General features: G+C 45.6%; 13 protein-coding genes. 9 read left to right on the top strand and 4 right to left on the bottom strand.

Annotation, left to right across the window (positions count from 1 at the left end; genetic code table 11):
- Window positions 1-12: 12 nt before the first annotated feature.
- Complete coding sequence (locus KE626_RS29335; protein WP_211976629.1) at window positions 13-3,168, bottom strand: SusC/RagA family TonB-linked outer membrane protein; 3,156 nt, start codon at window positions 3,166-3,168, stop codon at window positions 13-15.
- 803 nt (window positions 3,169-3,971) lie between these two features.
- Between KE626_RS29335 and KE626_RS35105 the strand changes: the two genes are divergently transcribed.
- Window positions 3,972-8,768 (top strand): translocation/assembly module TamB domain-containing protein, encoded by a 4,797-nt coding sequence (locus tag KE626_RS35105; RefSeq protein WP_211976628.1) that lies wholly within the window; start codon window positions 3,972-3,974, stop codon window positions 8,766-8,768.
- A 130-nt stretch (window positions 8,769-8,898) separates the two neighbouring features.
- Here KE626_RS35105 and KE626_RS29325 read toward each other — a convergent pair whose 3' ends face one another.
- The gene (locus KE626_RS29325) at window positions 8,899-10,101 is read right to left on the bottom strand and encodes a bifunctional 3,4-dihydroxy-2-butanone-4-phosphate synthase/GTP cyclohydrolase II (protein WP_211976627.1); all 1,203 of its coding nucleotides are present in this window, start codon (window positions 10,099-10,101) and stop codon (window positions 8,899-8,901) included.
- A 428-nt stretch (window positions 10,102-10,529) separates the two neighbouring features.
- Here KE626_RS29325 and KE626_RS29320 point away from each other — a divergent pair, with 428 nt between their 5' ends.
- Window positions 10,530-13,769: a TonB-dependent receptor gene (locus tag KE626_RS29320; protein WP_211976626.1), complete on the top strand. Its 3,240-nt coding sequence runs from the start codon at window positions 10,530-10,532 to the stop codon at window positions 13,767-13,769.
- A gap of 106 nt (window positions 13,770-13,875) precedes the next feature.
- Here the strand turns inward: KE626_RS29320 and KE626_RS29315 are convergent, their stop codons facing one another.
- Window positions 13,876-14,715 (bottom strand): M12 family metallopeptidase, encoded by an 840-nt coding sequence (locus KE626_RS29315; RefSeq protein ID WP_346344511.1) that lies wholly within the window; start codon window positions 14,713-14,715, stop codon window positions 13,876-13,878.
- Here KE626_RS29315 and KE626_RS29310 point away from each other — a divergent pair.
- Window positions 14,709-15,239 carry an OmpA family protein gene (locus tag KE626_RS29310; protein WP_211976624.1) on the top strand — a complete coding sequence of 177 codons (531 nt, stop codon included), beginning with the start codon at window positions 14,709-14,711 and terminating at the stop codon, window positions 15,237-15,239. The two genes, KE626_RS29315 and KE626_RS29310, sit on opposite strands and share 7 nt — an antisense overlap.
- Before the next feature lie 237 nt (window positions 15,240-15,476).
- A complete protein-coding gene (locus tag KE626_RS29305) occupies window positions 15,477-17,651 on the top strand; it encodes a TonB-dependent receptor (protein ID WP_211976623.1) in 2,175 nt (724 codons plus the stop codon).
- Here the strand turns inward: KE626_RS29305 and KE626_RS29300 are convergent.
- Window positions 17,648-18,391: an alpha/beta hydrolase gene (locus tag KE626_RS29300; RefSeq protein ID WP_211976622.1), complete on the bottom strand. Its 744-nt coding sequence runs from the start codon at window positions 18,389-18,391 to the stop codon at window positions 17,648-17,650. The genes KE626_RS29305 and KE626_RS29300 overlap by 4 nt on opposite strands.
- A 57-nt stretch (window positions 18,392-18,448) precedes the next feature.
- On the opposite strand from KE626_RS29300, the gene KE626_RS29295 reads away from it, so the two are divergent.
- The 5 genes from KE626_RS29295 (at window position 18,449) to KE626_RS29275 (ending at window position 24,068) form a co-directional block, all read left to right on the top strand.
- Window positions 18,449-19,156, top strand: coding sequence for an esterase family protein (locus KE626_RS29295; protein WP_211976621.1), 708 nt, complete (start codon window positions 18,449-18,451; stop codon window positions 19,154-19,156).
- Between the two features lie 5 nt (window positions 19,157-19,161).
- A complete protein-coding gene (locus tag KE626_RS29290) occupies window positions 19,162-20,241 on the top strand; it encodes an ATP-grasp domain-containing protein (RefSeq protein ID WP_211976620.1) in 1,080 nt (359 codons plus the stop codon).
- Window positions 20,242-20,537: 296 nt separating this feature from the next.
- Window positions 20,538-21,638: a carboxylate-amine ligase gene (locus KE626_RS29285; RefSeq protein WP_211976619.1), complete on the top strand. Its 1,101-nt coding sequence runs from the start codon at window positions 20,538-20,540 to the stop codon at window positions 21,636-21,638.
- A gap of 327 nt (window positions 21,639-21,965) precedes the next feature.
- On the top strand, window positions 21,966-22,862 hold the full coding sequence (locus tag KE626_RS29280; protein ID WP_211976618.1) for a type 1 glutamine amidotransferase: 897 nt from the start codon (window positions 21,966-21,968) through the stop codon (window positions 22,860-22,862).
- A gap of 12 nt (window positions 22,863-22,874) precedes the next feature.
- Window positions 22,875-24,068, top strand: coding sequence for a hypothetical protein (locus KE626_RS29275; RefSeq protein WP_211976617.1), 1,194 nt, complete (start codon window positions 22,875-22,877; stop codon window positions 24,066-24,068).
- Window positions 24,069-24,166 lie beyond the last annotated feature (98 nt).

The following is a 24,166-nucleotide window of genomic DNA, read 5'->3' as shown; positions in this document are numbered from 1 at the left end:
TTCTTTTAAAAATTAAAAACCAACATTTACACCCAGCGTAAATTTCCTCGGAATCGGATAGCCGCCACCGGTATAAGTACCTTTTTCATCCACCGCTTCTGCATCAGGCACACTGGCCTTCTGGAACATCTTCAGGTTATCCACTACGCCATAGATCTGCAGGTTACGTAAGCCGATATGATCCAGGAATTTGCGGTTGAAAGTGTAAGAGAGGTTCACATATTTGATACGCGCATAGCTGCCGTTTTCCACAAAGGCGGTAGAAAATGGCAGGAACTGGTAATAATAGTTTTTGCTGTAGGGTATTACCTCTGCAAACTTAGCATTGTCGCCATCTTTATGCCAGCTGTCGATAGAAGCAGGGTCTATGGCAGCAATCTGCGCATAATTGGTAGTCAATCCTATCAGCCTGTCGGACATATATTTGTTGTAGATATCACGACCCAGGAGGAAAGTAACATATACTTCCAGGTTAAAGCCCTTATATGAGAAAGTGTTGCTGAAACCGCCGGTAGCTGCAGGATTCGGATTGCCCCCGCGAACTTTGTCGTTCCAGTCCCACACATCGTAGTCACCATTCTGGTCCTGCCAAATGAAATCGCCTGCCTGTACGGTATGGTTACCATTCCAGTAGGTTAATTTTTCACCGGTATAGGGATTAAACGGAATATCTTTTTCAGATTTGAACACCCCGTTGCTCTTAATCATGTAAAACTCGTTGATGGCCCTGCCTTTGGTAAGTACATAGGTCATACCGGTGTTGTTATCGTTTACCATCAGGTCACGGTTACCATTCGGCAGTTTTACAATCTGGTTTTTTACAAAAGACAGCAGGAAGCGGGAGCTCCATTGCAAAGCACTGGTAGGAGGAAGTATACGGGCCTGGATATTAATCTCTGCGCCGATATTACGCACATCCACCGCATTCGTATTTACCTTATCGTAACCCGTGGTCGACGGCAGCAGCAAGTCGAACAGCATTTTAGAAGTTCCCCTGTTGAACGCGTCTGCTGTTACATTGATACGTCCGTTTAAAAAGCTCGCATCAAAACCGATGTTGGTTTGAAGCGCCTGTTGCCAGGTTAATCCATCCTGCGCCACACCTCCGCCGAAATTAGGGGTTACGGCATTTACACCGTTGTAGGTACCGCCGGTAGAACCACCATAGGTTCCCTGGTTAATGCTGTAGGTATTATAAGGCAGATAAAAACCTGTGGGCAAGCTACCGGTAACACCGAAGCTTCCCCTGATCTTAAACATATCCATCCATTTTTTTACCGGCTCCATAAATGGCTCATCTGTTACGTTCCAACCGGCAGATACAGACGGGAAGTAACCCCAACGGCTGTTACGGCCAAAACGGGAAGAGGCATCCGCCCTGTAGGCAAAGGATAACAGGTACTTCTCTTTATAATCATAGTTGATACGCGAGAAGAATGACAACATACCGGCTGACTCATAATTAGAGCCGGAAATGATGTTACCATAGGGATCTGTATAGGCCAGGTAATTAACATCAAAACCCTGCACTACTTTTATATTATCATTACCCAATGAGCCGCTGCCGATACCGGTGTATTCATTCTTTACATTATTGATCGTATTACCCAATAATATATTCAGGTGATGATCCTTGCTTACAATGTTGGTATTATAGTTCAGGGTATTATCCAGGTTCACATTTTCATAGCGTGATTTATTGCTTTGAGCGTATGAAAGCCCTGCTGCATTGAGAGCCCCTGGTCTGAAAATATCACGTGAGTTTACACTGGACTGTATGGAACCCATGGAAGCAAAGCGCAACTTGGGGGTAATGTCGTAGTTCAGCGAAAGACTGGCAGTGATATCATCATTAATATTTTTATCACGACCGGAAGAAAGATCACCTACATAATTTCGTTTATCTACGTCCGAGAGGTTAAAGAGCGAAGAAAGATATTGTCCATCCAATAATGGAATAACATTTTCTCCCGGGAATTGCCCGCGTCCACGGGACCTGTCACCGCGACTCAAACGGAACAACGCGTCCACGCTGAGTTTAGAACTCATTTTCACGCCCATAGCCGCAGAAACGGTATAGCGCTTAAAGCCGGTTCCTTTCACCGTTCCATCTTCATCATAATAGTTACCGCTGATGCGATAGTTCATCATATCGTTAGCGCCGGAAACAGAAAGGTCATAGTTCTGGATGATGCCCTTCTTGTAAAACAGGTCCTGCCAGTCAGTAGCGCCGTTGAATGCAGGATTCAGACTGTCTGTTAACAGCATTGGTGTTTCCAGCGCCATCCTGTCGGCATCCATGTATTTGGACATATACCCCAGTTTGAATTGTCTTTCTTCCGCACCACCCAACACTTTTTCAAACTTAGGCTGCTGCGTTAACCCTCCGTAAGTGGAGAAATTCACCTGCGGCTTGCCTGGTTTACCACGCTTGGTTTTCACGATCACCACGCCGTTAGCACCGCGGGAGCCGTAGATAGCCGCTGCGGAAGCATCTTTCAGGATGTCGATCGATTCAATATCGTTAGGGTTCAAACCGGCGATGTAGTTGGTTCCGGTGTTATCAAATGCCGCTGCATCATCCATGGAAATGGGAATACCATCTATCACAAATAACGGTGAGCTGAGTGTACGGGCCGCATCAGCGCTTCTACTGATAGCAGTGGTACCCCTGATCACAAACGAGCCACGAACACCCGGTTCACCGGTGAAGTTCTGTACGTTCAAACCGGCGGCACGCCCCTGCAGCAACTGATCAAAACTGGGCGACGGTAAATTCTCTATCTCCTTGCCTTTTACGCTGGAAACAGCCGCTGTTACCGTTTTCCGTCTCACTTCCTGGTAACCGATTACCACCACATCTTTCAGGCTTTTTGCGTCTGGTTTTAATGCTATATGAAAAGTAGATTTGCCACCCAATAAAACGGTTTGTGTTTCAAAACCAACAAAGGATATGGACAGCTTGTCGGAACTGCCTTTTAAGGTGAGTATAAATTTCCCGTCAGGCGTGGTGGCTACCCCGTTATTGGTACCTACTTCCTTTACGGTAACACCGGGCAATGCCCCTCCTTTATCATCCGTAATGGTTCCTGAAATTTTTCGCTCCTGGGCCCATGCCTGCAGGCATAGGAATCCCATTAGCGCTAATAGTAGCAACTTTTTGTGCATAGATTCTGGTTTAAAAAATTATTCTGGATTGATCAGACTGCCTCGTCCGACGCTAACGATCATTTGTTCACTGACGATTTTATAACTACACTTTAATGAATTAATAATTGATGATTGCCCTGAATTGTTGGACCGAAGGCTGTACGACCCTGCTATTGGTTGAAATTATTGCTCCTGTTGAATGTTTGCTGACTGAATTAAGTGTGACTGAATGATGAATTACATTACCTGGTTGACTAGATTTCGTTACCTGTTGACTACATTTTTTGTTACCTGGTTGACTACATTTTACTCGTTACGTTAGTATTACTTCTTTTTTGTTCACTACCATTGTTCGGGACTCAAATTAGAATTGTTAAAGTTTTCCTAATAACGCAGGATGAATATGTGACAATTGAATGACGGCTATTTTAACGTCTAAAAAATCAATATGACGATGCAAATAATTGATAATTAAACAAATAATAATTTAGATTAAGATAATTTTTAATTTATTTATGCTAAAATAACACCATACAGACTTAATATAACACCATTAAGTAGTATTGAAAAGACAATATAATGACAAACTATTTGACCTCAAATTTCACGTTATCAGTCGTTTTTTCAGCCCCTACTCACTGTTATCTATATACGAAATTGTAGGGTGGGTAAATAAATCCGGTGCTCATCTGCCGATATCAACTGCATCATTTATAATTCAATAGTCCCGGTTTGTAATTGTGGCCGCTATTGCCAACTATTAATTATTTTTGCCGGATAAACTTTGCAGCCTGAAAAAAGTCCGGAAAATATTATCTGTCGTGTTACTATGTTTGTTAGGCCTTGTCATCCTGATCGGAATACTGGTTAACATCCCCGTGGTACAAAACTTCCTCGTACACCAGGTAACCAGCCGGCTGTCGGAACAATTGAAAACACGCGTGGAGATAGATCATGTTACCTTCCGGCTGTTTAACAGCATGCAACTGGAGGGTACGCTCATTGAAGATCAGCACCAGGATACCCTCCTCTATGCAGGTAAACTCCAGGTACGGATTACCGATTGGTTCTTTTTCCAGGATAAACCCGTCATCAAATTTATAGGGCTTGAAAACGCACAGGTGAACCTGCTGCGGTCGCGTAAAGACTCCGTCTGGAATTTTCATTTCCTTGAAGAGGCATTCGGTTCCTCCGCCCCCGACACCAGCACCAGGCCATCCAAAGGCATTTCGCTGGATCTGAAAAAAATTGATCTCAAAAATATTCAGGTTAACCAGGTGGATGCCTGGGTGGGTGAAGATATGCGCGCATCTGCCAAACGCATTTACCTCGACGCCAAAAACCTCGACCTGCAAAAACATAATATCGACATACAGGAGCTCACCCTCACCTCCCCGAACTTTATTATCAGCAGTTATGCCTCTTCCCCGCTACGGCGTAAAAGAAAGCCCGGTGAGGCTTCCGCCAGCCCCATACCTGATACCGGGAAAGTGCAGCAACTGCGCTGGAACAACGCAAACTGGAAACTCATTGTAAAAGAACTTAATATAAAAGACGGCATCTTCGGCGTGGATAACCCCGACGACACCACGAAAATAGAGGCCGGCTATTTTGCCCCGCATCATATCCGTTTCAACGAAATTAACCTGTCGCTCACCAACACCAGCCTGGTGAAAGACAGTATATTCGGCGACCTCACCCTCCGCACCAAAGAACGCAGCGGCTTTGAGGTAAAAAAGCTTAGCAGCCGGTTTAAAATGTCGCCAGTGGAAATGGAGTTTTCCCAGCTCGACCTGGAAACGAACCGCAGCCATATCGGCGACTACTACACCATGCAGTACAGTGATATCAGCGACATGAGCGATTATATTAATGATGTGTTCATGCAGGCCCACTTTAAGAATTGTAAGCTGTCGTCCGATGATATCGCCTTCTTCGCACCGCCGTTATCCTCCTGGAAAAAAGAAATTACGCTCAACGGTAAAGCCCGCGGGCCTGTCAGCAACCTGAAAGCAACGGATATAGAACTGGAAGCAGGCAATACTACCCGCCTGAAAGGAAGCCTCGAAATGCGCGGCTTGCCGGATATTTATGAAACCTTCATCGACTTCCATGCCGAGGAACTGGTCACCACCGGTAAAGATGTAATGCAGATCATGCCTATCGTAAAAGATGTGGTGAATACCGTCAGGATCGACCGGCTCTCTGCCATCCGCTTCCAGGGAAGCTACACCGGCTTCATCAATGACTTTGTGGCCTATGGCCAGTTTCAAACCAATCTCGGCAAACTCAACTCCGATCTTAACTTCAAAACCAGCCGGGATGTTCCTGTTTATTCGGGAAGCTTAACGGCAGTTAATTTTGATATCGGCAGTTTGTTTGACAATACCAACCTGTCTACCATCTCCCTCGACGCAAAGGTAGATGGGGCCGGCTTCAATTTCAAAACATTGAAAGCCAGTGTAGATGCCAACGTACAGGAAATAGCCCTCTTCGGATACAATTATCATAACATCAAAACCAAAGGGGAAATGAGCCGTAAGTTCTTTAACGGTTCCCTTGCGGCCAACGATCCTAACCTCGATATGGATTTCGCCGGTACCATCGACTTCAACGAAGCCTTACCGGTATTTAAATTCAATTCCGAAATCCGCAAGAGTGATCTGAAAGCGCTGCATATCACCGAAGACTCCGTTACCCTGCAAGCCAAGCTGGATCTCAATTTCGCCGGCAGCAACATCGATAACTTCGACGGCATAGCCAGGATGTACGATGTATCTGTATTTAAAAATAACCGCCGACTGGAGTTCGATTCGCTGAATGTGTCTTCACATATGGTGGATAATAAGAAAATACTGGAATTTGCCGGCAGTGAAGTTAGCGGATTTGTAAAAGGACAATACAGCTTCCTCCAGTTACCAGATGCCTTCCACCTGTTGTTATATAAGTACTATCCCAGCTATTTCAGTCCGCCGCAAAACATTAATATTAACCAGGACTTCACTTTTGCCTTCAACCTGGGGGAAGTGGACAAACTGCTGAAAGGTTATACCAACCAGTTTTCCGGCTTTAATTTCAGCAAGGTCGACGGCGCCCTGAACACCATGAATGGCGGCAACCTGGCATTAAACATCAACATACCGGAGGCCGGTTACCAGCAATATCATGTGCAGGAACTACAGGTAAAGGGAGATGGTAACTTTAACAAAGTCAATATCAGCACCAGTATCGGCAAAGTACTATCGGGCAAAAATGTGATACTGGAAAACCCGGTGATCCTGGCCAGCTCAGGACATGATACCTCTTTTGTAAAAGTAGATCTGGCGGCGGAAGATACCTCCTCGCTCGATGGTTTTTACGCCCGTGTGGTGACCGTACCGGAAGGCGTAAAGATCAACTTCCTTAACAGCGCCTTCACGGTAAATGAGCGGCAATGGAATGTTACTCCCGGCAATGAAATTTACTGGAGCAAACATTTTCTCACCGTAAAAAACCTGCGTATCAACCGCAATGACCAGCTGATTACCATAGAAACAAATGAATACAATCCGGACGAATCCAAATTTATAGTGACCCTCAAAAACCTGAACCTGGCGGATGTAATTCCGGCTCAGTTGATCACCACCCGCGTGGAAGGGATTACAGATGGCACTATCAATATCGCAGATCCGACCCAGAACCTGGATGTGAATGCGGCGCTCAGAACCCGGGAACTGCGCATAGACAACGATTCAATCGGTATTCTGAACGTAGATGGCACCTATCATCACCGGACCGGCGTCGCTACTTTTAATGTACAGTCCGACAATGAAGGAAAAGCTTTCCTGGCACAGGGTAAAATTGGTTTATCGGCCACAGACAATAGCATAGACGCGTCTATTAAGCTGAATGGCACTTCTATCAGCCTGTTGAATAAGTACCTGGCGGGATATGTATCTCAGCTCACCGGTACCGTAGCGGGTAATCTGACCGTTGGCGGCACTACCAGTTTGCCTTCGGTAAAAGGTAACCTTACCCTGGATACCGTAGGTGTTACAGTAGATTACCTGGGTACGCACTACCGCATTCCTAAGCTGAATGTAAACGTGGATGATAACCTGATAGAATTCGGCAACTTTGTACTGGTCGATAAATACAATACCAAAGGCACTGCCAGCGGCTATATCAGTCATGACCATTTTGACAAACTCAATTTTGATTTTGACGTTACCGGCAGGGGCTTCCTGTTCCTCAACACCAGTGCGGCCGATAACGACCTGTTTTATGGCGATGTACTGGCCGATGGTAAAGTATACTTTTCCGGCCCGTTGAATGATATGCAGATGCATATACTGGCCAGGCCAATTAAAGGTACCCACTTTTACCTGCCGATGTCCGACAGCAAGGATATAGGAAAATATGACTATATCACCTTCAAGACGTATGGTACGGAGATAGTAGAAAAGAAGAAGAAGAAAGATAACACCAAACTCACGGTGAAACTGGATATTGCGGCCAACCCCGATGCCCAGATCGATGTTATCCTGGATGCCACCACCGGCGATATTATTTCTGCCAATGGTACCGGTAACCTGCAGATCACAGTAAACACAGAAGGTGATTTTACCATGTTTGGTAACTATGAAATCAACAACGGTTCCTATAATTTCAATTTCCAGCGTTTAACCAGCTGGAAATTCGACATAGAAAAAAACAGTACCATTACCTGGAACGGTGACCCATCCGAAGCGCGGGTAAACATTATGGCCAAATACTCCTTGCCTAAAGTGAGTTTGTACAACCTCGTAGGGCAAGGCACCAACGTGAGTACGGATAAACTGGCCACCCGCACAGAAAAGGTAGATGTAAAAATCAACCTGCGCGGCGCCCTGCTGAAGCCGGATATCACCTACTCCATCGAATTGCCGGAAGTAGGCAGCCTGGCTTACGAAAGTGGCGTGGCCGCCCACCTGAAAGAAATCAACAATGATCAGAACAAGGCTTTGTTCCAGGTATGGGGACTGTTGTTCTCCAACCAATTCCTGCCGGATGATGCTACCACTACTGCGGCAGCCAATGTAGGTATTACAGGTAAAAACAGTGTGGGACAAGCGCTCTCCGCACAGGCGCAGGCCATCCTGAACAATATAACAGGCGCCTTGCTCAAAGGAAGTGGTATCGGGGTAAACGTCAATTACCGGGCTTATAATGTGGGCGGGCCGGTAGACAACTCTTCCGTAGACCGCAACCAGGTGAGTGCCGGTATTACCAGCAACCTGTTCAACAACCGGTTCCGTTTATATGCAGGCGGGGACTACGACTGGGGTAAAACGGCTACTTCTGCCAATACCAACCGTTTTGCGGGCGACTTCAGGATTGAGTACCTCCTTACGCCCGATGGCCGTTTCCGTATCAATGCCTTCAGTAAAACGGACTACGACGTATATAACCTTAACAACCGTACGAAATCCGGTGTGGGTATTTCCTATATCAGGGAATACAACCGGCTCAGCGAGCTGTTTAATGATAAACGACGGAGCCGCTCCCCCCTGCTCGATTCCCTGCGTAAGGCAGCCTTGCTGAAACAGCAACAGGAAGAAATAGAAAAAATCAAACAAGACAGTACGGGTAAGCAATAGCCGCGATGCCGGCGGGCTCAAACAACAAAGGAGCAACAAATGCTGCTCCTTTGTGTGGTTTATTTTACTTCACAACCATCTTCCGATGACTGCTGCTTTCTACGCGGCTCTATCACCAATGAACCGTCACTTAATCCTTCAATATCTCGTGTCCTAATTTATCCCTTTTGGTTTTAAGGTATGTTTCGTTATGCGGGTTAGGATTAATTTCGATGGCTACATTTTCCACCACTTCAAGGCCATAACCGCTTAACCCGGCGCGTTTACGCGGGTTATTGGTAATAAGGCGCAGTTTGCTGATGCCCAGTTGACGGAGTATCTGTGCTCCCACACCATAGTCGCGTTCATCCATCTTAAAGCCCAGTTCTATATTAGCTTCTACGGTATCCATTCCTTCTTCCTGGAGTTTGTAGGCTTTGAGTTTGTTCATCAAACCAATTCCTCTTCCTTCCTGGTTCATATATAATATAAGGCCTTTCCCTTCTTTTTCCACCATTTTCATGGCGGCGTGCAATTGTTCACCACAATCGCAACGTAAAGAGTGAAGTATATCTCCTGTTACACAGGAGGAGTGAACACGTACCAGTACCGGCTCATCTTTTTTCCAATCTCCCTTTTTCAGGGCCATATGAATTTCGCCGGAATTGATTTGTTTAAAGGCGATCAGTTCAAAGTTGCCGTATTTGGTAGGCATCTGCACTTTCACCCCTTCCTCTATCAGTGTTTCGGTACTGAGCAGGTAGGAGATCAGGTCTTTAATGGAGATAAGCTTGAGATCGAATTTGGTGGCAATTTCACGGAGTTCCGGCAAGCGGGCCATAGAGCCATCTTCATTCATGATTTCTACCAGTACGCCGGCAGGTTCAAACCCTGCGAGCCTGGCCAGGTCGATGGTGGCTTCCGTATGTCCGGAGCGACGCAATACGCCGCCTGTTTTAGCTTTGAGCGGAAAAATGTGTCCGGGTTTGCCGAGGTGTTCGGGTTTGGTGTTGGGATCGATCAGTGCCTGCACTGTTTTGGCCCTGTCATGTGCGGAAATGCCGGTGGTACAGCCATGTCCGAGCAGGTCGACCGAAACGGTAAAGGGGGTTTGATGTAAGGCGGTGTTATCGCGGACCATCAGTTCCAGTCCCAGTTCTTCGCAGCGCTCTTCTACCAGCGGTGCACAAATGAGCCCACGGCCGTGGGTACTCATAAAGTTGATGATTTCGGGTGTTACATTGCGTGCTGCCGTTATAAAATCACCTTCGTTTTCACGGTCCTCGTCATCTACTACGATCACCAGTTTGCCGTTTTTTATATCTTCTATTGCTGCTTCTATTTTATCTAACATATAATATTCCCTCCGGGTCAGTAATGTTGAATTGCGCAAAGTTACGACATATACATGTGAAAAAATGAGAAGGGGTAGCGATGAATTTGTGTTAAAATGGCCTTGGAATATTGTTAATTATACAGGCTAATTTTAACATATAACAAATAATTACAATTAATTTGAATATTATACACTTAAAACGGCATAAAGTTCACTGTGGTTATAGGTTTCATTCATTAATAATAACACCTATTTGAAAAATCATAATTTTTAGCGAAAATCTTGAAAATTCCTTTTGTTTATTGGCATTCGGATAGATGCTGTACAATTTTTTAACGGCGTGTTAAGTTATCCACAGTCTACTTAACAATTTGTTAATTCGGAGTTAAAATTTTAACCGGAAAATTAAGCAACTTTGCGCTTGATTCAACAACAATCTTTGCTTTATGAGGTTAAAAAAATTACTCATTACATTCTCATTGTTACTCACGGCTTTTGTTACCTATGCGCAGGTTACCACCAGCAGCATCTCCGGTGTAGTAACTGATTCAAAAGGCGAAGGCCTCATCGGGGCCACTGTAAAAGCCACCCACACACCTACTGGAACAATTTATGGAACAACCACCCGTAACGGTGGTGAGTTCACCATCCCCAACATGCGTGTTGGCGGACCGTACAAAGTTGAAGTATCCTTTATCAGCTTTGGTACTGAAACTTATAACGACATCTTCCTGAAACTGGGTGAGCCGTTAAAATTAAACACAAAACTGTCTGAAGGTTCCACTAACCTGAAAGAAGTAAGTATTACCGCTACCAAAAATACTACAAAAGGTAATGGTGGTACAGCGTTGAACGTTTCCCGTACACAGATGGATAACATTCCCACTGTAAACAGGAGTGTACAGGACTTTGTTAGACTGAGCCCACAGGCATCTGTATCTACCAATGGTAAAGACGGTTCCCCAATGGGTATTTCCTTTGGTGGTATGAGTAATAAATACAACCAGTTTGCGGTAGATGGTGCTGTCACCAACGACGTATTTGGGTTATCTGCCTCCGGAACCAATGGAGGTCAGGCAGGCGCTAACCCGATTTCAATGGAAACAATTGATCAGCTGCAGATAGTACTGAACCCATACGATGTGAAACAAAGCGGTTTCACCGGTGGTGGAATCAACGCTATTACCAAAAGTGGTACTAATGAATTCCATGGTGCTGCTTATGTGTTCTACCAGGATCAAAGCCTGGTGGGTAAATCCCCGGATTCAACCCGTTCCAAATACGGTTCTTTCAGCAATAAAATTTTTGGCGCGAGCTTAGGCGGCGCCATTATTAAAAATAAATTGTTCTTCTACGTAAACGCGGAAAGATCAAAGAGAAATAACCCTATTGATTACAATCCGGCTGATGGCTCCAACAAGGTGTCCCTTGCACAAATGCAGGACATCAATAACTATTTGACAAAAAATTTCCCTAGCTATAACCCGGGAAGCTTTACCGATCAGGAGCGCGAAAAGCCTGCTACTACTTTGTTTGGACGCATCGATTGGAACATCAATAGCGTACACAAACTGACCCTTCGTCATAACTACCTGAATGCAAGCGATATGGTTGCCAGCAGAACACCTACCATCGCCACTTTCAATAATGCGAATTATACTTTCCCTTCTATCAGTAACTCAAGCGTATTGGAACTGAATTCCAACTTCTCCAATAAATTGAGTAATGAATTCAGGCTAGGCTTTAACACAGTTAAGGACAGGAGAAAATATATTGGTCAGCCTTTCCCAAGTGTTACTATTAACGAATCAGGAGGAACCATTTACCTGGGTACAGAACCATCATCCACCGCGAATGCATTGGATCAGAAAATCTGGACAATAACGGATAACCTGACACTATATAAAGGTAAACATACCATTACAGTTGGTGCTAACGCCGAATTCTACAATATTAAAAATACCTTTATTCAGAATGCTTTCGGAGGCTATACTTATAGCTCTATCAGCGATTTTACCAGTGGTCTGAAACCAACTACCTATCAAATCAACTATACAACAGCTGATTCTACAAACAGAGACGGCGTTGGTTTCAAGGCAGCACAGATTGGTGTATACGCACAGGACGAATGGAATATCCGCAGAAACTTTACCCTGACTTATGGTGTTAGGGTAGATGTGCCAGTGTTCCCTACCACACCTCCCAACAATGTTGCTTTTGCAAAGGACCCTGCATTCCCAGGTTACTCCACCACTACCTTGCCTAAGACACGACTGCTGGTGGCTCCCCGTGTTGGCTTCAGCTGGGATATAAATGATGATGGTGCTACCATCATCCGCGGTGGTGTAGGTGTTTTCACCGGTCGTGTTCCTTTTGTGTGGATCTCTAATCAATACGGTAACAGTGGTAACACTTATACCAATGTATTCCTGACCCGTGGCGATGTACCTGCTGGTCTGACTTTCAGATATGATCCAAATGATCCTTTCTATGGTCAATATTCAGCAGCGGGTGCCACTGCCGCAGGCGCTACTGTAAAAACAGGTGTTTCAAATATTAACCTGACAGATAGGAACTTTAAATTCCCACAAGTTTTCAAAACTAATTTGGCCGTTCAAAGACGTTTGCCATGGGATATGACGGCTACCATTGAAGGTAATTTCTCCAAAACAATTAACAACACCATTTGGAATAACTTAAATGTGATGCCAACTGGAGATAGCATTTCGCTTGGTGGTGTTACCAAGCGCCCTACCTTCAAGAAAGTAACCGGCAATTTTGGCACGCAGGTTTTGTTATTACAAAACACCAGCGAAGGTTATACCTATAACATCACTGGTGAGCTGGCCAAAGTAACCAACAACGGTTTCTTCTTCAAAGTAGGATATTCTTACGGCGATGCTTACTCTGTTAATGATGGTACTTCTTCTACAGCAGGTTCCAACTGGCGCTTTACTCCGAACATCAATGGTTTGAACAACCTGGAAAATGGTCGTGCCAACTACAGTATGGGTAGCCGGGTGCTGGCGGTAGTTTCCAAAGCATTTAAATATGGTAAGGACAAGAAATATAGTACTACTTTAACGTTATTCTACAACGGTCAATCAGGCATTCCTTATTCGTGGGTATATTTCAACCCATCTGTTGACCCAACCGGTGATGACCTAGGTAGCAACGGTAACAACGACCTGATCTACATTCCAACAGCTTCTGAGGTTCAAAACATGTCTTTCAAGCCTATTACTGCTACCGCAACATCCACATACACACGTTCCGAAGCAGAACAGAGGGCAGATTTCGAAAGTCTGATCAGTAATGATAAATACCTGAGCAAACATCGCGGAGAAGATGCGAAGAGAAATGCGGTGCGCACACCTTTCGAAAACATTTTCGATTTCAAGATTGCGCAGGTTATTCCTATCATTAAATCACATAAAGTAGAAATCACTTTCGATATCCTGAATGTTGGTAACCTTTTAAACAAAGATTGGGGCAGAACATATTTCATAGCCAACAACGCTTCTACCCCGCTTACCTATTCCGGTTACAACGCTGCTACCGGGGTATCTACCTTCCAGTATGACTACAGAAGAATAGTAAATGGATTTGGTGATGTAAAACCATATTACATCAATAACTTTACAGCACGCTGGAGAGGACAGTTAGGTCTTCGTTACAGCTTCTAATAGCGATACGACTTTATAAAAAGGGAGGCCTCCGTATTTGGAGGCCTCCCTTTTTATAATAGCCCAAATCTCCTGTATGCATACTCAAAATGTCTTCCTCAGCATTCTATAACTGTTCAAACTGAAAATTATACCCCACCCCTCGCTCCATCCACCCGCCACCAGCAGAATAATATGTGAGATTACCAAAATCGTATACTTGATATTCCCATGTTTCTCCTAAATAGAAAGAACTCACGCCGGCAGGTACTGTCCCATAATAGTAGGTGTTTGTTGATAAATCACGTGCAGTTATTCTTAGAGGGCTGGCTAAAGTTAGCGGTGTAGTTCTGGAAGCATCTGTATAGAAGAATACAGTTGAATGACCCTCTACTGCAGATGAGCCGGAATTCCAGTCATAGTCATCCCGTGTTTTTGTATACTTTACTACTGCCGTAATAGCTGGATTATACATATAGTTATACGTTTCCACATCTCCAAGTGATAATCCAACACGCTGCCCAAAGATCCAGCTACCATCTAATCTCAGCATGACAGGGTTATTGGCGCTTATCGCAAAATCACTGGAACTATATAGCATAATAGAATTAAAATCAAAGACTCCCAGATCAAAACCTGGGTCCCCGTCCTCTGTATACGTCTGATAGTTCCTTTCCCTACCTGGTTGGATATTATTATAGTTGATGGTTACAAAATTATTCCTGTCTGATCGGGACTGTTCATGATAAAAGCCTATGGCATGGCCTATTTCATGAATAACCTGCCCTTCCATGCATCCTGGCGCCAGTCTGATCTCCTGGCGTCCACCCTGCCTTCCTATAAAAGAAGAACAGTTATCGTTACCCGGGATAAACTCGATATATGACGCCTGATTTGTTCTTTGTACAAAGGTTAAATTTGTCTGAGTCCGCCAATGTTCAATTGCATTTAAGACCCTTGATGGCACAGGACCGCGCACAGGCAGTAGCCAGTTTTCTCGTATACAAAAAAGGCTTTAGCTTCGACGACTTTATTATCAAAGGAGTAGGAAAACTTTCCCCCAACGCGGATTCCAGCGAAAGAGTAGAACTAGTTAACTGCCAGCCGGCACAAGAAATAACTGTATCGGTTACACGAACAGATACCCTCCTGGTACCGGATTTACTCTTCCAGGTAAACAGCCACCAACTGGAGCCTCAAATGCTGCAATCGCTCGATAGCCTCGTTGGCAAAATCCCCGGCAGCGATCGTATATCGCTCACCGTTACAGGTCATACCGACAATACCGGTACCAACATCTACAACCAGGAATTATCTATGAAACGTGCATTTACCGTAGCTGATTATATCCGGGAAAAAAAGCCAGGCAGCAATATCACCGCTGTAAACGGTATGGGCGAATCCATGCCGGTGTCCGACAACAAAACCGCCGCAGGCAGAAGAAAAAACAGGCGGGTGGAAATTGTCATCTACTATCTTTCAGAAGAATAGTGTGCTCCATCTCCGGCGAACATGATCTTCAACAAGGAGCATTGCAGCCGGAGAATTCCCTTTATCACTACCAAAAGGGAATTTTTCCCGCCATTCCCCGCACAAAATTTTCCCGATTGCGTAAACCCGCCGGAACGCTTTTCCGTAATTTTGCTCCCCGAAATCGAACCTGCTGCCACATATCACAGGAGCAAATCAAGGAAGCATTATCACATTAAAACGACGGCAATTACGGCTATGCACCACACGCTTAACAAAAGACTATTTCTCGTACTGTTCTCCGGATGCAGTATTACCGCACCATTGATGGCGCAGAATAAATCCGGTGAACATAAAAAAGATACATTAACGACTGCCAACACACAAAAGACGCTTGGCGAAATCGTGGTTTCGGCCAGCCGTAAACCTGTTACCCTGGACAATGTCCCTTCTTCCGTTACGGTTATTACCAAAAAAACACTGGAAAGCGACATGACTATCAACACAGATGTAACGGATATCCTGGCGCGGGAAGTACCCGGACTGGCGCCCGGTACACAAACCAACAGCAATGTAGGACAAACACTCCGCGGTCGCTCTGTGCTGATCATGATTGACGGTATTCCACAATCTACCCCGCTCCGCAACGGAGAGGTAGATATGCGCTCTATCGACCCCGGTGTGCTGGAAAGAATAGACGTGTTAAAAGGCGCCACCGCAATCTATGGCAACGGCGCCACCGGTGGATTAATCAACTATATTACCGCCACTCCCCGCGAAAATAAAATCATCTCCGGCAGAACCACTATCAACACCACCGGTTCTCTCACCAGTCTCAAAAACAGCGTGGGCGGACGCATCAGCCAGATGCTGCAGGGAAAATATAAAAAGTTCGACTACATCGTGAGTGGCGTGGCCGAAGAAACCGGCGAATATAAAGATGCCAAAGGCAAACTGGTAGGCCCTAACTATAGCTTAGGCGAAACCGACAGCTACAACGCGTTTGCAAAATTGGGCTACCAGGTAAGCAGCCGTCAGCGGTTACAACTGATGTACAACTACTACCGCAGCCAGCAAAACTCCAACTACAACGTTGTAAACGGCGATATTGCCAACGGTATTCCCGCTTCCGGGGTATTAGGTAAACCTGCCGGCGTTTCTACCGGTTCCAGGGGTAATCACAACCTGCACCTGGTATACCAGGCCGACAGCCTTATCGGCGGCACCTCACTCACTGCAGACGCCTATTATGAATCCAGGGATGATGTCTTTTACGTGTCCTTCGGGCGCTTTGAAGGCGGCGATGGTCAATCACATACCCTCGATAAGAAAAAAGGATTGCGCCTGATGCTGAACTCTCCCCTGTCAAACAAATATGAGGTAAACGGTACGCTGTCGTATGGCGCGGATCTGCTGAACGATGAAACCTCCCAGCCACTGGTAGACGGACGGGTATGGGTACCTGAAATGAAGATGCTGAACTATGCTCCCTTTGCCGAAACACAATGGAATCTCTGGCAAAACCTGATCCTGAAAGCAGGCATAAGAGTGGAAAAAGTACATGTAACTGTAGATGATTATAATACCCTGCCGCTTACCGGCGCCAATGGAGCCATACCGCCGAGCATAAGGGTAAAAGGCGGCGACCTCGATTACACCGCTACCCTGTTCAACGCAGGTATCCGCTATAACCGCCTGCCCATTTTCATGCCTTATTTCAGCTTCTCCCAGGGGTTTTCTGTATCTGATGTAGGCCTGGCACTACGCGATTCCAAAGTAAATGATCTGAAAAAAATCAATACGGAAGCTGTACTCGTCAATAATTACGAACTCGGATTTGTCAGCGAACACAAAAAATTCCGTTTTGAACTCAGCGGTTTTATCAGTACCTCTAAACTGGGCGCAGACATGATCTTTGACCCCAACACCGGTTTATTCAATGTGAGCAGAACACCTGAACGCATATACGGTTTTGAAGCTGCTATCACTTACCAGGCACTGCATAACCTCGATATCAGCGCCAGCTACAGTTACCTCGAAGGAAAAGCAGATACGGCCAAAACCGGCGGCAGCTACAATGTATACCTGAACGGCAGAAGAATTGCCCCGCCAAAAGTAAGCGCAGCGATCAACTACCGCCCGCTAAAAGCACTGGAAGTAAGATTACAATACATGGGTGTTAACGGCAGGAACCGCTTTGAAAAGAATAGCAAGGGTGTTTACAATGGTAACGAAGGCAGGGTAAAAGCTTATAACCTGGTAAACCTGAATGCTAACTATAAGATTACACCACATACTATGCTGACACTGGGTATTGAAAATCTCTTTAATGAAGATTACTTCCCTGCCAGGGCACAGTGGTTTATGATACCAAATCAATATGCCAAAGGAAGAGGCGCCGCATTTAATATAGGCATCGCCGTTAACTACTAATAAAAGAAAGGTAGTTGTAAAAATATATCCATGGCGGTTTTCCAGGTGGCTACATCATGCCGGCCACCTGGAATCTCCAGGTAAAAAATATCCTTGTCCGCTTTATACCCCTTCAGTAATAACTCTTTTATCAGATCCCGCGTATCATCAATGCTATCAATCACCCCATTGTGATTCCTGTCGGCCGTTTCATCAGCGGTACCACATTCAAAAAAGAACTGTTGTCCTGAATGATAGCTCCCTGCACGGATCAGCTGATGCATGATCCGGTCCTTATCGTCCCGGTATCCATCCCCCAAAGGCTTGCTCCTCCACCACAATGCACCTGAAAATACTCCTGCCAGCTGAAAAAGATCCGGATAATGCCAGGCAATATCCAGGGCAGATAAGCCTCCCAGGGAAAAGCCGGCAAAAGCACGCCGTTCAATACGCATATCAGGATACTGTTGCTGCAAAAAAGGCAATAACTCCCGGATAATAAACCGCGTATAACTTTCCGCCTGTGCCCCCTGCCCCTGGTGATCAAGCACCCCGGCGGTACCATATTCCGCCCTGCGATGCTTACCCGCATGAATCCCGGCCACCAGCACGGCGGGAGAAAGCGGTGGTAATAACCCCGCCAGTTCCTGACCATCGTTTACCAACAGGAGCACCGTTGGCAATGTACCTGCGGAATAAGTGTCCAGCACCACTTCCCGCTGTAAATAAATAGAATTGATATAATGTTGACGTGTTTGCACCCCAACAATTTACCAATAAACCAATAATCTTCTTTAAATTTAACTAAACACTTTCCCGTGACCGAAAACTATTTGAAATGGCATTCTCCCAACCTGGGAAAGGAATTTGAGATGTTGGTATTCGGCGACAGCGGATATCCGTTACTCCTATTTCCCACCTCTATGGGACGCTACTATGAAAGCAAAGACTTTGGCCTCATTGATGCCATCAGCTGGTTTATTGAAGAAGGCAGGATCAGGGTATATTGTCCCGACAGTATTGATGCCATTAGCTGGTACAACAAAGAGATCAGCCCTGAGCAAAGAGCGTATAATCACTCCTGTTACGATAAACTGCTGGAGGAAGAAGTACTTCCCCGAATGGAAGCCGAAACCGGGCAACAACGCATTGTGGCGGCCGGTTGCAGCTTTGGCGGATACCATGCCGCCAATTTTGCGTTCCGCCATCCCGAGCGGGTGTCTTATCTTTTTAGTCTCAGCGGCATCTTTGATATCAAACCCCGCGTAGATGGCTATTATGATGACAATGTTTACTATAACAACCCGGCCGACTATGTGCCGGACAACCAGCATGCCGATCTTTGGCGCATGGGCATTGTGCTGGGCGTAGCTGACCGGGATGTAACAAGGCCGCAAAATGAGTTGCTGTCGGGTATATTAACCGGCAAAAAAATATCACACTGGCTGGACATCCGGCCGCAAACAACCCATGACTGGCCGGTATGGCGGGAAATGCTGCCGCATTATCTATCACTTATCAAGTAAGTAACATGAAAAAAATAGGTATTCTCTTTGGACAGGAAAACACTTTTCCGCAAGCGTTTGTAGACCGCGTCAACCGCATCAATCCGCCGGGCATCTTTGCCGAATTTGTAACCATCGATAAAGTGATGCAGGGAGTGGATCCCGGTTATGCCGTTATCGTAGACCGTATTTCCCAGGATGTTCCTTTTTACCGTTCTTTTTTAAAAAATGCCGCTGCCGCCGGTACGGCAGTAATCAACAACCCTTTCTGGTGGAGTGCGGATGATAAATTTTTTAATAATGCACTGGCAGATAAAATTGGCGTGAACGTGCCCCGCACCGTGCTGTTACCCTCCAATAAGTTACCGGATGATACCACCGACAAATCATTCCGTAACCTTGTTTACCCGTTCGACTGGAACAGCATTTTCGAATATGTAAGTTTCCCGGCCTACATGAAACCTTATGCCGGCGGCGGATGGAAACACGTGTACCGCGTAGAGGATAAAGATGATTTCTTCCAAAAACACAGCGAAACCGGGCAACTGGTCATGATGTTGCAGGAAGAAATTGATTTCAGTCAGTATTACCGCTGCTTCTGTATCGGGGGAAAAGAAGTACGTATTATGCCCTATAATCCGAAACATTCACCCCATCAGCGTTACGAAGCCAGCTATGATGCCAGTCCGGCGTTATTGGCCCAGATCACTGAACAGGTGCTGAGTCTCAATCAACACCTCGGATACGATTTTAATACCGTGGAAATTGCAGTACGCAGCGAAGTGCCCTACGCCATCGACTTCTGCAACCCCGCTCCTGATGCCGATATTCACTCTATAGGGGCCGACCACTTCGAGTGGGTGGTGGAAACCAGCGCCCGGTATGCCATAGAAAGAGCTATCGCTCAAAAACCAGGAAAGGACAATCTTACCTGGGGTAAGTTTGTACAACGAAGCCCTGCCAGGGCAAAGGCTAAAGCCGATGCTACTGCAGCCACCGGGAAAAAGAAAACCGCCGCGGAAAAAAAGAAGAAAACTGCGCCGGAAAAGGAGAAAAAAACACCGGCTAAAAAAAGCACCGCCAAAAAACAACAAAAAGAAAAATGAAACCGTTTTACTGCGCTACATTTGTTTAGCTGTTAGCCATTAGCTGTTAGCTGTTAGCTGTTAGCAAATGCAGCGGAGCTGAATGGAATATTTTGAGGACTTTGCCAGGAACTGGCCATCAATGGCTGGCAGTTGGCACATTGTTCAGCTGTTAGCCATTAGCTGTTAGCTGTTAGCAAATGCAGCAGAGATGAATGGAATATTTTGAGGACTTTGCCAGGTACTGGCCATCAATGGCTGGCAGTTGGCACAATCGAACATCAATTTTAGTTGTTAGTTAAAAGCTAAGAAAAATTATGCTGAAGGCGTTTACGCTGGGAATCGAGGAAGAGTACATGGTAATAGATCCTGTTACACGGGAACTGAGGTCGCATGAACAAAAAATAGTAGAGCAGGCGCACAAGGTCATCAGCGACCAGGTGAAAGCTGAATTTCACCAGGCCGTAGTGGAAGTAGGCACCCGTATCTGCGCTAATGTACACGAAGCCAGAGCGGATGTAGCCCTGCTCCGGCGCACTATTGCACAGATAGCCGGCGATCTTGGTTTTAGCATCGGCGCCTCCGGCACCCACCCGTTTAGTAAATGGGAAAAACAACTCATTACGGATCATCCCCGCTACTTTGAAATTGTCAATGAAATGCAGGATGCGGCCCGTTCGAACCTGATTTTCGGGTTACACGTACACGTAGGTATGGAAAACAGGGAAATGGCCATTCATATAGCCAATTCCGTTAGATACTTCCTGCCGCATATTTTTGCACTTAGCACCAACTCCCCTTTCTGGGAAGGTCGTAATACCGGCTTCAAATCCTTTCGTACCAAAGTATTCGATAAATTTCCCCGTACAGGTATACCCGACTATTTTGCCAGCATCGAAGAATATGATAACTACATCAAACTGCTGGTAAAAACCAACTGTATTGACAATGCCAAAAAAGTGTGGTGGGATCTGAGGGTACATCCTTTCTTTAACACCGTAGAGTTCCGTGTTTGCGACGTGCCGCTTACGGTCGACGACACCATCATGCTGGCCGGACTTTTCCAGGCCGTATGCGCAAAAATTTACAAACTGCGCATGCAAAATCTCAATTTTATTATCTATAACCGCGCCCTGATCAATGAAAACAAATGGCGGGCCTCCCGCTATGGCATTGATGGCTACCTCATTGACTTTGGTAAGGAAATGGAAGTAAATACCCGCTCTCTCATTTTCGAACTGCTCGATTTCATCGATGATGTAGTGGATGAACTGGGCAGCCGCGAAGTAATTGACGCTACCACCCGCCTCCTGGAAACAGGTACCGGCGCTGACAAACAACTGAAGGTATTTGAAGCTACCAACGACCTCGTAGCGGTTACCGACTTCATACAGCAACAGTTCCTTGAAGGTTGCTGATTTGTCTTGGATTTTGTCTTGCCCAGGATTAGACTGATTTTGAAGATTTAGATGATTTTTATTTTTTTGATTTAAAAGATTTTAGAAAAAATTTAAAAGATGAGAGAAGATGCCAGTGGATATATTTGCTGTTATCTTCCCTCATCTTCCCTCATCTTCCTTCATCTTTTAAATTTTTTCTAAATCTTTTAAATCATCTAAAGAAAAAATCATCTAAATCTTCAAAATCAGTCTAATCCTGGGCAAAATAAAACCCTGGCCAAGACGCCCCCCGGCAAGACAAAATCCCAGGCAAGATAAAACCCGCGTATTTCGTAATTTTGCAGCATGCATCCAATTAAACAAAGCTGGAAGGTAGCCGTGCTGGATATGTACGAGGGTGTTCCTAATGAAGGCATGCGCTGTATCCGCGAAATACTGGCAAAATATGCCAGCATGCACGCACTGGACCTGCAATTCGATGAATTTGAAGTACGGAATCAGATACAGGTTCCGGATACTTCCTATGATATTTACATTTCTACCGGCGGCCCAGGCAGCCCGGTCGACAGTGAAGGCAGCGACTGGGAAACCGCATATTTTTCGCTTATTGATGAATTACTGGAATGGAACCGGGTACAGGATACCAAGAAACCCGTGTTCTTTATCTGCCACTCTTACCAGGTCATGTGCCGGTATTACAAACTGGGCAATGTATGCAAACGCAAATCCCCCGCCTTTGGGGTTTTCCCGGTACATAAAACCGCTGCAGGTATGCAGGAAAAAATTTTCAGTGCACTTCCCGATCCTTTTTATATAGTAGATAGCCGCGACTGGCAGGTGATAGAACTGGACTACGAAAACCTGCAGGCGATGGGCGGACATGTACTCGCACTGGAAAAAGAAAGACCGCATGTACCATTGGAACGGGCTACCATGGCTATTCGCTTCAACGAATATTTTATTGGCACCCAGTTCCATCCCGAAGCAGATGCTGCCGGCATGCACATGTATCTCCAACAGGAAGAAAAGAAAAAACAGGTAGTGAACCACCATGGCCTGGAAAAATACAACAGCATGATCAACCAGCTCACTGATCCGGATAAGATTATGCTTACACACGATCGCTTTATTACAGCGTTCCTCGATTATGCTATTTATGGCGGACTATCAGACCGGCTGGCAGCTATTGAACGGCTGGTACAGGTAGCTGCCCACACAGATAACGAGCACTCGTTCTTTTAACTAAAAGACACCATGATCCCTGCAATCAGAACATCATATAATCAGCAGTTTACTCCTGCACAATACCAGGCTTTTTTAGACGGTATTGCCGCAGACACCGGCGTAGTACCAGCTTTTCGCATCGCTGAAACGCCCGTTTTTGTGCCCGCCGCACTCGGTAGTAAACTGGTACAGGCCTGTGAAGAAATAGTAGATGTGCTGCTCCGGCCCGATTTCAAGACCATCACCAAGGATGCTATTCCCCCCTCGCTGAAAGTGCCGCGTGAAAATGAACACCCTCATTTCATCGTCATTGATTTTGCAGTTTGTAAAACAGACGACGGCGCGCTGGTGCCCCAGCTGATTGAATTGCAGGGCTTCCCTACCATGCTCGCTTTCCAGGAAGTAATGGCCCGCCGCTTCAAAACGCACTTCAATATTCCCGCTACACTCAGCAATTTCTTCAACGGCCTCGATGAAAGCTCCTACTATCAGCTCCTGCGCGACATGATCATCGGTCCCTTTGCACCGGAAGAAGTGATACTACTGGAAATAAAACCGGAAGAACAAAAAACGCGCATCGATTTTCACAGTACCGAAAAAAACCTGGGCATCACCACGGTTTGTTTAACAGCGCTGATCCAGGAAGGCAAGAAATTATATTATCTCCGCGATGGGGTTAAAACACCTGTGCAGCGCATCTATAACCGCATCATTTTCGATGACCTGCAACAACAGTCAGAAACATTGGGAGAACATGTAAACCTGTTCCAGGATCTCGATGTGGAATGGATTACGCATCCCAACTGGTTTTACCGGATCAGCAAATATATTATGCCGTTTATCCACAGCGAATTCGTGCCTAAAAGCTGGTTCCTGCATGAATTACCAGTTGTGCCCGCCGACCTGGAAAACTACGTATTAAAACCGCTCTTTTCTTTTGGAGGACAAGGCGTGCTCATCGACGTAACGCCGGAAGATATTGACCGTATCAAAGATCCGGAAAACTGGATACTGCAACGTAAAGTAAAATATGCCCCTGCCATCACAACGCCTACCGGACCGGCCATCTGTGAAATCAGGATGATCTATATCTGGCAGGACGGCGCTGCGCGCCCGGTACTGGTACACAATCTTGCGCGGATCAGCAAAGGAAAAATGATTGGCGTAGGGTTTAACAGTAAGGATACCTGGGTGGGTGGAAGTTGTTGCTTCTTTGAATTTTAGCGGAAGACTATTGCAGCGGATGTTGTCTTTATCAGGATTAGACTGATTTTGATGATTAAAGGATTATATTTTACAGGATTAAAAAAGATTAGCGAAGG

This window comes from Chitinophaga hostae, from assembly GCF_018224885.1.
Taxonomy (GTDB): Bacteria; Bacteroidota; Bacteroidia; order Chitinophagales; family Chitinophagaceae; genus Chitinophaga; species Chitinophaga hostae.
Note: the sequence above shows the minus strand (reverse complement) of the source record. Positions and strands in the feature narration are given on the sequence as shown.

Excerpts from the sequence above, each read along its gene's own strand:
- KE626_RS29335 (WP_211976629.1), bottom strand. The coding sequence starts at position 3,168 with ATGCACAAAAAGTTGCTACTATTAGCGCTAATGGGATTCCTATGCCTG.
- KE626_RS29325 (WP_211976627.1), bottom strand. The coding sequence starts at position 10,101 with ATGTTAGATAAAATAGAAGCAGCAATAGAAGATATAAAAAACGGCAAA.
- KE626_RS29320 (WP_211976626.1), top strand. The coding sequence starts at position 10,530 with ATGAGGTTAAAAAAATTACTCATTACATTCTCATTGTTACTCACGGCT.
- KE626_RS29310 (WP_211976624.1), top strand. The coding sequence starts at position 14,709 with ATGGCACAGGACCGCGCACAGGCAGTAGCCAGTTTTCTCGTATACAAA.
- KE626_RS29305 (WP_211976623.1), top strand. The coding sequence starts at position 15,477 with ATGCACCACACGCTTAACAAAAGACTATTTCTCGTACTGTTCTCCGGA.
- KE626_RS29290 (WP_211976620.1), top strand. The coding sequence starts at position 19,162 with ATGAAAAAAATAGGTATTCTCTTTGGACAGGAAAACACTTTTCCGCAA.
- KE626_RS29285 (WP_211976619.1), top strand. The coding sequence starts at position 20,538 with ATGCTGAAGGCGTTTACGCTGGGAATCGAGGAAGAGTACATGGTAATA.
- KE626_RS29280 (WP_211976618.1), top strand. The coding sequence starts at position 21,966 with ATGCATCCAATTAAACAAAGCTGGAAGGTAGCCGTGCTGGATATGTAC.
- KE626_RS29275 (WP_211976617.1), top strand. The coding sequence starts at position 22,875 with ATGATCCCTGCAATCAGAACATCATATAATCAGCAGTTTACTCCTGCA.